This is a genomic window from Chrysiogenia bacterium (assembly GCA_020434085.1).
Lineage (GTDB): Bacteria > JAGRBM01 > JAGRBM01 > JAGRBM01 > JAGRBM01 > JAGRBM01.
Genome location: JAGRBM010000037.1, coordinates 1 through 9,740, shown reverse-complemented (window position 1 = coordinate 9,740; position 9,740 = coordinate 1). Strand labels below are relative to the sequence as shown.

At 62.2% G+C, this 9,740-nt stretch carries 12 protein-coding genes; 4 read left to right on the top strand and 8 right to left on the bottom strand.

Annotated features, from left to right (window positions below):
* Positions 1–109 precede the first annotated feature (109 nt).
* From KDH09_01035 to KDH09_01020, 4 genes are all read left to right on the top strand, one after another.
* Positions 110–568, top strand: a complete 459-nt coding sequence (locus KDH09_01035; GenBank protein MCB0218252.1) for a hypothetical protein — start codon at positions 110–112, stop codon at positions 566–568.
* A gap of 214 nt (positions 569–782) precedes the next feature.
* Positions 783–1,265, top strand: a complete 483-nt coding sequence (locus tag KDH09_01030; GenBank protein MCB0218251.1) for a peptidylprolyl isomerase — start codon at positions 783–785, stop codon at positions 1,263–1,265.
* Positions 1,266–1,517: 252 nt separating this feature from the next.
* Positions 1,518–2,687, top strand: a complete 1,170-nt coding sequence (locus KDH09_01025) for an alpha/beta hydrolase family protein (GenBank protein ID MCB0218250.1) — start codon at positions 1,518–1,520, stop codon at positions 2,685–2,687.
* 2 nt (positions 2,688–2,689) lie between these two features.
* Positions 2,690–3,295 (top strand): DUF924 domain-containing protein, encoded by a 606-nt coding sequence (locus KDH09_01020; GenBank protein ID MCB0218249.1) that lies wholly within the window; start codon positions 2,690–2,692, stop codon positions 3,293–3,295.
* On the opposite strand, the gene KDH09_01015 is transcribed toward KDH09_01020, so the two are convergent.
* From KDH09_01015 to KDH09_00980, 8 genes are all read right to left on the bottom strand, one after another.
* The gene (locus KDH09_01015; GenBank protein ID MCB0218248.1) at positions 3,292–3,900 is read right to left on the bottom strand and encodes a glutathione S-transferase family protein; all 609 of its coding nucleotides are present in this window, start codon (positions 3,898–3,900) and stop codon (positions 3,292–3,294) included. The genes KDH09_01020 and KDH09_01015 overlap by 4 nt on opposite strands.
* The gene (locus KDH09_01010) at positions 3,897–4,322 is read right to left on the bottom strand and encodes a nuclear transport factor 2 family protein (protein ID MCB0218247.1); all 426 of its coding nucleotides are present in this window, start codon (positions 4,320–4,322) and stop codon (positions 3,897–3,899) included. Before KDH09_01010 ends, KDH09_01015 begins: the two co-directional genes overlap by 4 nt.
* 61 nt (positions 4,323–4,383) lie before the next feature.
* A complete protein-coding gene (locus KDH09_01005) occupies positions 4,384–4,848 on the bottom strand; it encodes an aromatic-ring-hydroxylating dioxygenase subunit beta (protein MCB0218246.1) in 465 nt (154 codons plus the stop codon).
* A 20-nt stretch (positions 4,849–4,868) separates the two neighbouring features.
* Positions 4,869–6,119: an aromatic ring-hydroxylating dioxygenase subunit alpha gene (locus KDH09_01000; protein ID MCB0218245.1), complete on the bottom strand. Its 1,251-nt coding sequence runs from the start codon at positions 6,117–6,119 to the stop codon at positions 4,869–4,871.
* 13 nt (positions 6,120–6,132) lie between these two features.
* Positions 6,133–7,035 (bottom strand): 4-hydroxy-tetrahydrodipicolinate synthase, encoded by a 903-nt coding sequence (locus KDH09_00995; GenBank protein ID MCB0218244.1) that lies wholly within the window; start codon positions 7,033–7,035, stop codon positions 6,133–6,135.
* Positions 7,032–8,138 (bottom strand): gentisate 1,2-dioxygenase, encoded by a 1,107-nt coding sequence (locus KDH09_00990; protein MCB0218243.1) that lies wholly within the window; start codon positions 8,136–8,138, stop codon positions 7,032–7,034. Before KDH09_00990 ends, KDH09_00995 begins: the two co-directional genes overlap by 4 nt.
* Positions 8,139–8,165: 27 nt before the next feature.
* Entirely contained in the window at positions 8,166–9,182 is a 1,017-nt protein-coding gene (locus tag KDH09_00985) for an ornithine cyclodeaminase family protein (protein ID MCB0218242.1), read from the bottom strand.
* Positions 9,179–9,736, bottom strand: coding sequence for a hypothetical protein (locus KDH09_00980; protein ID MCB0218241.1), 558 nt, complete (start codon positions 9,734–9,736; stop codon positions 9,179–9,181). The genes KDH09_00985 and KDH09_00980 overlap by 4 nt, the downstream gene beginning before the upstream one ends.
* Positions 9,737–9,740 lie beyond the last annotated feature (4 nt).

Genomic DNA, 9,740 nt, shown 5'->3' with positions numbered 1-9,740 from the left:
TCATGAAGCTCATCATCTCCCGCCAGATGGGCCTGTAGCGCTTCGCGTTTTCTATCGCGCTGATAAACAAACCCCCGGTCCAAAGGACCGGGGGTTTTTGTTTTTCCCCATGCGCTACACTTCCCCCATGGCCACCCCCATCGACAAGATCGTCGCCAAACTCTCGAAGCATCCGGAGATCCGCTACGAACGTGACGAATTCAGCATCGTGGTTCCCAAGAATGATCTCGAGGGATTCGACGTGGCTTTCGACTGCGGGGGCGGGCGCTTTGCCGTCACGGTGGAGGGGCTGCACCTCTATTTCGATGAAGAAGAACGCGCGCTCGATGCCTTCGGGGTCGCGCTCTCGGATGCCGCGCGGCTCAAGGTGACAAGCCGCGGCGGGCGCGACTGCCAGTGGGATTTTGAATACGTGGGTGAGGACGGCTGGGTCAGCTACGCCTCTGCCGCGGTGCCGACCTTCGCCTTCTGGCGCGAAAAGCGCGAGCGGATTCTCCAGAACCGGCACCTCTCCCCCAATCCCGACCACGATCCCGATGCGCCCAGAGGGCCGATTACTCTGCATTGATCGTGCTTCTATTCGCAGGCCATTACCGGCTCGGGCTGGGTCAACGTGCATGTGCTCGTGCAGGTGCACGTGCACGTTGAGACGGGTGGGCTGTTGTCGGTCGTCGGTTGGTTGATGCGATTTGGAGCCGCCTGGGCCCGCCCCCTGCCCCAATTTGGGATTCTCCGACTGATCCCCTAGAGTGCCCGGCGATACAAATTCCAAGGAGATTTTCGTGAAAATTGAAAAAGGGTCGGTGGTCCTGATGGATTACACGCTGACCGACAAAGACAAGAATGTGCTCGATTCCAGCGACGGCCACGGCCCGCTGGCTTACCTGCACGGACACGGCAACATCATCCCGGGACTTGAAAAGCACCTCGAAGGCAAGGGCGTCGGCGACTCGTTGCAGGTCACCGTTCCGCCCGAGGAAGGCTACGGCCAGCAGACCGACGAGCTCATCCAGCACGTCACCCGCGAGCAGCTCCAGGGTGCGCCGAACCTCGAAGTGGGCATGCAGTTCCAGGCGCAGACTCCCAACGGCATGATGCTGTTCAGCATTACCGAGATCAACGGCGACGACATTACCATCGACGGCAACCACCCGCTGGCCGGGATGGACCTGAACTTCGATGTGAAGGTTGTCGAGATTCGTCCCGCGACTGAAGAAGAGCTCCAGCACGGCCACGTCCACGGTGCCGGCGGGCACGACCACTGAGCGGGTTGTTCGCGGGCGGGTAGACCCCGCCCCTGCGCACGGAATTGTAGGGGCGGGGTCTACCCGCCCCTATTCTTTGTTTCCAACGCGGCGCGCCACCGGCTAGAATTTCGCTGACTTCCGAGTCACCAGCCGGACGGGATGTGAGGGGCCCCTTCGACGAGGTGGAAGTCCATGGGGAGATTCACCATGTCCGAATCAAGCGTCGTCTCTCGCATCGTTCACCAGTCGCTGGTGCACCAGCCCTCCATCATGCCCGAGGGCCCCTGGTGGGACCATCTCGAAAGCAACTTCTACGCGCGGCCCGAGGGATTTGAGCTCGAACCCTGGGACTGGTTCCGTGTGAGCGGCACCGCCGCCATGGACGTGGCGCTGCGTACCGCGGCTGGCTCGCTCTTGACCACGCTTGCGATCCCTACCGGTTTCAATCCAATCACGCTCAAAAAGGCGATGGACGAGAAGAGCATGTATGAGGACATCGCCGACGCGCGTGACCCGGACAAATTCTTCATCCAGCCGCCGCGCGACGTGCCCATGAAGTGGCGCGCGCCGAAGACCCCGCACTTCAAGCCCGAGGACGCGGGGATCTGTGAAGATCTCACGTTCGAGAGCCCCTTCGAGCCCTTCAATCCGCGACTTCGCAAGAGCTACATGGCCAACACCGGCAACAGCCGCGCCATCGCGCGTTTCTGGCGCCATGGTGACAAGCCGCGTCCCACGCTGGTGGCGGTGCACGGTTTCATGGCCGATCCCTACTGGGTCAACGAGTGGTTCTTTGCGCTGCCGTGGATGTATCACACGCTCGGTTGCGATGTGATGCTCTACATTCTGCCCTTCCATGGCGCGCGCCAGAGCAAGCTCTCCCCCTTTAGCGGTCACGGCTTCTTCGCCCACGGCATTTCGTGGATGAATGAGGCCTTCCGCCAGGCGGTCCACGATTTCCGCGTGTTCATGAATTTCCTCGAAGACAACATGGGCGTGGAGAAAATCGGCGTCACCGGCGTGAGCCTGGGCGGCTTTACCTCCGCGTTGCTGGCATCGGTGGAGCCGCGTCTGCATTTTGCCGTGCCCAACGTCCCGGTCGTATCACTTCCCGACATTGTGCTTGAGTGGCAGCCGCTGGGCTCTCTGGCACGCGCGGCGATGTTCGCCATGCGCAAGTCGGTCAAGGAGATGCGCCACATGCTCGCCGTGACCTGCCCGCTCACCTACAAGCCCGTGCTTCCCAAGGAACGGCTCATGATCATCGGCGGCGTGGGCGACCGGCTGGCGCCGCCCAAGCACTCGCGCATTCTCTGGGACCACTGGGGCCGCCCGCGCATTCACTGGTTCCCGGGCAACCACATCCTGCACCTGGACAAGGGCGCGTATCTCAAGGAAATGGCGCGCTTCATGACGGACACGGGATTCCTGGAGAAGTAGCCGTGCCGGATCCGCGCGCGCAGGCGGTGCGTGAATTCTGGTTTGAGGGGATGGACGCCGGCGGCGTCGTTCCGCAGGAGACGCGCGCAAACTGGTTCAAATCCGACCCGGCATTCGACGACGAGATTTGCGAGCGTTTTGGCGCGCTGCTCAAAGAGGCCGAGAGCGGCGGACTTACTTCCTGGGAGAGCAATGCGCGCGATGCGCTCTCACTCATCCTCGTGCTCGATCAGTTTACCCGCAACATCTACCGGGACGATGCTCGCGCTTTTGCGCAGGACCCGCGCGCGCAGGCCCTGACGCTTGCGTGCATGGAAGCCGAGGGTGACGCCGGACTGCATCTGGCCGAACGGCACTTTCTCTATCTTCCGCTCATGCATGCCGAGGATCAGGTGCTCCAGCACCGCAGCGTCGCGTGCTACCAGAAGCTCGCCCATGAGGCGCCGCCCGGGGAGCAGGAAATCTACGACTTCGTGCTGGAGTTCGCCGTCAAGCACAAGGCGCTCATCGACCGCTTCGGACGCTTTCCCCATCGCAACGAAGTGCTGGGCCGGAAATCGACACCCGAAGAAGTCGCGTTTCTCGAAAACGAAGGCCGCGGCTTCTAGCCCTTCGTGCTGGGCCGCGCCGAGATGGCGGCATGCCAGCGGGTGAGGTTTTCGAGCTGCGGCTGCGGCCAGAGCTTGGTGATGCGTCCGAAGTCGCACGCCACAAGCGCGGTGATGTCGGCAATGGTGAAGCGATCGCCGGCGACGAACTCGCGACCGGCCAGCTCGGAATCGAGCCACTCCATGCGCTTGAGAGCCGCTTTCTTGCAGATCTCTCCCCAGTCGGGTGCCTGGGGGATGCGCCCTTCCCAGAAGGGGTGGGTGTTGCGGAAATAGCCGGCGACGTAGTTCATCAGCTCGATTTCCATGCGGCGGGCCCACATCTCGATCTGCGCGCGCTCGAGTGGATCGCACCCCATCAGGTTGGGCTCGGGATGCAGCTCTTCGAGATAGCGGCAGATGGCCACGGATTCGCTGATGCAGGTGCCGTCGTCGAGCTCGAGTACCGGCAGCAGGCCCAGCGGATTCTTCGCAAGAAACTCCGGGCTCTTGTGCTTGTTTTTGGCGATGTGCAGGGTCTCGAATTCGATGTCGAGCCCCTTTTCCTTGATGAAAATGCGCACGCGGCGCGGGTTGGGAGCAAGCGGATCGTCGTAGAGTTTCATCCAACTGCCTTTCGCATGATGTCGTGCATGAATTTCATGGCAGGGACGACCTGATCGCTCAGCGCCATCCAGTCCCAGTAATCGACGTGGCGGTAACACTTGCCGGCGGCGTTGAAGCTCAGCCACGAAACGCCCGGCAGGTGAACCCGGCGGCCCAGCGTGTTGAAGCTCATGTCCCACTCGGCGGCGACGGCCTGATCGTTGCCCGTGACGCCAAGGACCTTCACCTCGAGCCCCGGCATTTTTTCCACCACGCGGCGGTTCATGTCCTGAAAGGCCTTCAACCCGTCTACGCGCTGGATGGGATCCTGGAAGTAGACGTTGCCGTCGTAGATCTCTTCCATGAGGGCCTCGGCCCGTGGGAAGTCTTCCAGCGAAGCGAACAGTTCGGCTACCAAATCGATTTTCGCGGACTTCGCCATGAAATCCTCCCCTCCACAGATGCCGCTCGCGCGGCGTTCGTTGCGGCGAAATTACCGCCGGCTAGACAGGATAAGTCACGGAATTGGGAATGAGCAGGGTGTCATAAATGCAGCGCTTCTCGCTGAATCGCAGCACGCCCGAATCGACGACGATCCGGTCCAGGTAGCGCCCGGCCAGAAAGATCTTCGTCGGCTCATCGAGCATGGTGCGCAGCACGGCAAAATTGCTCTGGACGAGCACACTCTCCTCGTGCCGTTCCACCACGCGCGGGTTGCTGACCAGATGGCGCAGGTAGCGCGGGCCGTAGACATTGGCCTGCTGGAGCGCGGTCACCCGGTCGTGGAGCATGTCGCGGCTCTCGCAGCGAATCAGCGCCAGCGGCAGGCCGCGATCGAAGTTGTCGCGGGCGATGACCTGGTAGGTGCATTCTTCGGTGAAGAACACGGGCCAGCGTTCGAGGTGCCCGTCGTCGAGAGTCTGCACGTATTCATAGAGCAACCGCTCGACTTCGAACTGGAGTTCCATGGCTGAGAGATCGTCGAGTTTCATGCGCCCTCCCGCTTGAAGCCCATCACCCGGGCATAGTGTTCGTAAAAGCCGCGAATGGCGGCTTCGGTCACCATGTGATCGGTGTCGGCGTGGTCGTGGCCGCCCATTTCCATGACGGCCAGATCGCCGGGATGCGGGCGCGCTCCGTTCTGGGTGAACTCGAGCACCTCACCGTCGTCCACGCTGACAAGGCCCGCCGGGCCCATCAGGTTCGCCTGCCGCAGGCGGCGCGTCACCATGGCCTCGTCGTCGTTCTCGTAGCCAAAGAAGGTCCAGTAGAGCTCGAAATTGTTCGGGCCCTTCGGAATGATCTGGCGCGTGGCCAGCGTGTTGGACTGCTGCTGCACGATGAGGTTGGGAAAGATCGTCTGCATGATGACCGTGTTGGCATCGGGAAATTCCTTGACCGGATCGAGAAGGCGCGGGTCCTTGAGCGCGTAGTCGGCTTTGAAGGACGCCATTTCTTCAAGTCCTTCGCCGGCCTTCTGCTCGCCCTTGCGCGAGACCAGCACGGCGTGGGCGCCACTTGGATCAAGCTTCACCTCCGACTTCTGGTCGGCGCGAAAGAGTCCGAAGGTCACGAGGAACACGTGCAGCAGGCTCGCGTGGTAGGGGTCCTTGATGTTCTCCTGCATCAGCTTCCAGTTGCAGGGAATGTCCTGGCGCTCGTGCCCCAGAAGCCGCAGCCCGCGCCCGTCGAACACGCGGGTGAAGTAGTGATACATCGACTCGCCCAGATAGTCCTTGAAGGGCGGAACGTCGTGGTCGAAGGACGCGAAGATCACGCCGTTGACGACCTCGACTTTAAGCGGCCGCGCCGGGTGGTCCTTGAAGTCGAAATCTTCGGGCATCCCGCCCTGGCCCTTTACGCCCTTGCGGAAGGGAACACCGATCAGGTTGCCTTTGAGATCGAACACCCACTGGTGATAGGGGCACATGAAATTGCGGGCGTTGCCGCAATCGGTTCGGCAGAATTCCACGCCGCGGTGGGTGCACTTGTTGAGAAAGCAGTGCACTGCGCCGTCTTTGGTGCGGGTGACGACGACGGATTTCTCGCCAATGAAGGTGCGCCGGTAGTCGCCGGGGTTGGGAATCTCGACCTCGAGCCCCACGTAGTTCCAGGTGGGCCCGGCGAAGACGCGTTCCTGCTCAAGGGCATAGACATCGGGATCGGAATAAACCCACAGCGGCACGCGCCCTGCGCTTGGTGCGGGCCAACTCCGCTTTGCTGCATCCATTGCTGACATGGCGCCTCGCTTCCTAGCCGACGAGCCCGGCTTCCTTGAGCAGTGCGTCGAGCTCCTTTGCCTGCGTATCCGTCACGGTGACCATGGGCAGGCGGTGCTCGGCGCGCTCGAGAAGTCCCATCTTCATCATCATGTACTTCATGGGGATGGGATTGGTGTCCAGGAACACGGCCTTGTTCAGGCCGAAGAGATCGAAGTGCAGTTTGCGCGCGGCCGCCAGGTTTCCGGCAAAGACTTCCTCGCACATCTGCGAGACGCGTTTGGGCGCAAGGTTGCCGACGGCATTCATAAGGCCGCACGCGCCCACGCAGAGCATGGGGAAGGACAGGCTCTCAAGCCCTACGAAAATGCGAAAATCCATCCCCATGTGGTCGAGCACCTCGGTCACGTAGTCGAGGTCGACGACCGCGTGTTTGATTCCGACAAGGGTCGGAACCCGCGCAGCGATCTCGGCCACGGTGCTCACCGGCACCGAAACCGCGGTGCGACCGGGGATGTGGTAGATCATCATCGGCAGCTTCGATTCCTTGCCGAGCGCCGCGTAATACTCGACCAGGCCGCGTTGGGGCGGCTTGATGTAGTAGGGCGTCACGATAAGGAGCGCATCGGCGCCGGCCTTCTCGGCCTTGTTCGTGAGTTCGGCCGTGCCCACGTAGGACTCGGTGCCCGTGGCGGCGACGACCGGCACGCGGCCATTGGAAGTCTGCACGGCCACCTCGACGAGCTTGGCGCGCTCATCGATGGTGAGCGTGCTGGGCTCGCCCGTCGTGCCGGTGACCAGAATTCCATGGGTTCCGTTCTCGATCTGGTGCTCCACCAGCCTGGCGTAGCAGTTGTAGTCGACCTCGCCGTCCTTGAACGGGGTTACGAGCGGCGGATACGAGCCGCGCAGGAACTTCTCGTCGAGTTTCATCATTTGGCCAGCGCCTCCCGGTTTGTGTCAAAGCCGTGCATGGCGCCCAGCACGGAGGCGGGCTTGCCCAGGTCTTCCTGCCAGAGCAGGGACTCCATCGCGATGTTGAGGGGGCTGTCCTGGATGGTCAGCTCGTAGACCGCTTCGTCGTGGGAGTTGTGGCAGTGTCGCGCCCAGCCGGGCGCGGTGAGCATGAGGTCGCCGGCGCTCCACTCGTAGCGCTTGTTCTCCACGATGGAATGACCGCTTCCCGAGAAGAAGTAGTTGATTGCCGCCGAAACATGGCGGTGCGGGCGGTCGGAAATTTTGGGCGGACGGATCGTGATGGTCGCGAAGAAGTTGTTGGTGATGCCGTTCGTGCGACCTGTGGAGGGGTTGTACATCAGATACAGACGTCGGCCGCGGTATTCCTGACCCAGATTTGCGAGCTTGTCCAGGTTTTCCTTCACCAGCTTCCACGGCCAGTGCAGGGCCTTGCTCTCCACGACGTCGGGATTGACCAGTGTCTCGTAGGGCATGAGGTAGGCGCCCTCGTCGGTGATCTGGAAGGTGCCGAAGGGATGCTTCTGCGCCTCGTGCTTTTCGCCCGACTCGGCCTTTGCCGCGGCGGCCGCTTCCTCGCCCGGTGCGGGCGGGTTTTCGTCGACAATGTGCACGCGCATCTTCTCGAGCAGCGCGGCGTTGGAGTAACAAAGCCGCACCTGCACCTCGTCGGTATCGTTGACATGCTCGTAGACATGCCACGAGGGAATGTTGAAAGTGTCGTACTTGGCGTAAGCGCGCGGCTTGCCGTTGATGACAATGCTGCCGCCGCCCTGGATGCAGAAATTCACCTGCGTGGCGTTCTCGCGCACGGGCGCGGTGCGTTCGCCGGGATTCAAAACGCAGATCTTCACCTTGATGCCCGGGGCCAGGCCGCTCAGCCCGTGGTAGGGGTGAACGATGCTCGTCTGGCGGCGGCCGTTCTCCGGGGTGGGCAGCTTCGAGAGCCGCTCGATTTCGGCATCTATTTCGGCCTTGCGAATGAGCACCGGCGGCATCGCCTTCCACTCGGGGGCGCTCTTTCCGGTCTCATCGATCATCTTGGCTTTGAGTTCATCGCTCATGTTCTTACCTCGCGTGCAAAATCCGTCTCAGGAAAAACGGATCGGAACTTTCTCGGGATGGGGGAACTTGTGTCCCAGATTTTTTCCCAGTGCGCGGGCGTAGATCTCCGAGGCCAGCGAGAGATCGGAGATCCCCATGCCCATGGCCTTGAACAGGGTGAGATCGGCTTCGCCCGGGCGGCGCGCGTCTTCGGCGACGAGCTTCGAGAGCGGCTCGACCATCGCCCAGTGGGCATCGTCTTCTCCCATGCGGGTGCGGAATTCTGCTGAGAGACGGCGCACGCTGTCGACGCTGTCGGCGGCCATGCGTGCAGCGCGGGGGAATATGTCCTGGTGAAACTCCTCGCGCTCGGGGGTGATGGCGCCCACGGCGTTGATGTGCGCGCCTTTGGCGACTTCCGCGCTGCCGATGAACGCGCTTGTCGCGCGGGTAACCAGCGTAACAATCGGCGCGTTCTTGGCGGCCTCTGCCACTGATTCTGCAACGACCACTTCAAAATCGAAGTTCTCACGCAGCTTCGCGGCGAAGGCCTCGCGTTTTTCAGGCGTGCGGCTAAAAACGCGCACGCGCTTCAGGGGCCGAACGCAGTGCACGGCCGCCACCTGCGGCAGGGCCTGTTTTCCCGTGCCGATAATCGCCAGTTCGTTCGCATCCTCACTCGCCATGTAACGCGTCGCCAGACCAGAAATCCCTGCCGTGCGCATCTGGCCGAAGGCAAAGGCCTCGATCATGGCGAGCAATTTTCCCGTGCTTGCATCGAAGAGCGCAAAGAGCGGCGTCGCCCCGCCGGGCGTGTGGGCCCAGGTCTTGGTGCCGACAAAGCCGTGTTCGTAACCCTTTGGGGTAAACACCGCGCCGATGGCGTGAAGCGTGGCTTCCTTGTCTTCCACCGGCCAGGCCGCGTGTGTCTTCACCATGTTTTGCGCGCTGCCGCTTGCCTCGCGCTTTAGCCCCTCGGCCAGCGCGTCGATGGCCTCGCGCAGGCTGAGCATCTCGACGACCTCGGCCTCGCTGATCCAGCGCGGTGAATCGGGCGCGATCATTCGGCGTCCCCTTCTTCAAAGATGGAGCGAACCGGGGGCTCCAGCTCCAGCGTGTTCACGATGATGGCGTGGGTGAGGTAGCGGCCAATGAGCATGAGCACGCCCAGGGCGTGGTGCTGACCGACCAAGTCGAGCAGCTTTTCAAACGGCGCCGCACAGTTCTTGCCAAAGCCCGCCATCGCCGCGAGCGCGAGCTCCTGGGTGGCGACCTCTTCGGGCGCGAGCGCGTCGCTGGCCGGATCGAGCGCCAGCACCGCCTTGATCCACGCGCGCTCGTAGCCGAGTTTTTCGCAAAGGCGCTCGTGCTGGTTTCGCTCGTAGGCGTTGCCGGTTTTTGCCGCGATGGTGAGGGAGACAACCTCGGTGAGTTTTTGCGGAACGGCGTCCTTGAGCTCTTCGGTCAGCGTAATGAAGGTGCTGAGCACCTGCGGCTGATGCGCCATTACCTGGAAAAACTCGCCCAGGTATCCAAGTCGCTGGATACGCGGCGCGAGCTGGTCCGCCAGCTCCGTGGGCATTTCATCGGCGCCCAGTCTGGGAATTTTTCGGCTCATGGTT

Coding starts and splice junctions, on each gene's coding strand:
- KDH09_01035 (MCB0218252.1), top strand. CDS start 110: ATGCGCTACACTTCCCCCATGGCCACCCCCATCGACAAGATCGTCGCC.
- KDH09_01025 (MCB0218250.1), top strand. CDS start 1,518: ATGCCCGAGGGCCCCTGGTGGGACCATCTCGAAAGCAACTTCTACGCG.
- KDH09_01015 (MCB0218248.1), bottom strand. CDS start 3,900: ATGAAACTCTACGACGATCCGCTTGCTCCCAACCCGCGCCGCGTGCGC.
- KDH09_01010 (MCB0218247.1), bottom strand. CDS start 4,322: ATGGCGAAGTCCGCGAAAATCGATTTGGTAGCCGAACTGTTCGCTTCG.
- KDH09_01005 (MCB0218246.1), bottom strand. CDS start 4,848: ATGGAACTCCAGTTCGAAGTCGAGCGGTTGCTCTATGAATACGTGCAG.
- KDH09_01000 (MCB0218245.1), bottom strand. CDS start 6,119: ATGTCAGCAATGGATGCAGCAAAGCGGAGTTGGCCCGCACCAAGCGCA.
- KDH09_00995 (MCB0218244.1), bottom strand. CDS start 7,035: ATGATGAAACTCGACGAGAAGTTCCTGCGCGGCTCGTATCCGCCGCTC.
- KDH09_00990 (MCB0218243.1), bottom strand. CDS start 8,138: ATGAGCGATGAACTCAAAGCCAAGATGATCGATGAGACCGGAAAGAGC.
- KDH09_00985 (MCB0218242.1), bottom strand. CDS start 9,182: ATGATCGCGCCCGATTCACCGCGCTGGATCAGCGAGGCCGAGGTCGTC.
- KDH09_00980 (MCB0218241.1), bottom strand. CDS start 9,736: ATGAGCCGAAAAATTCCCAGACTGGGCGCCGATGAAATGCCCACGGAG.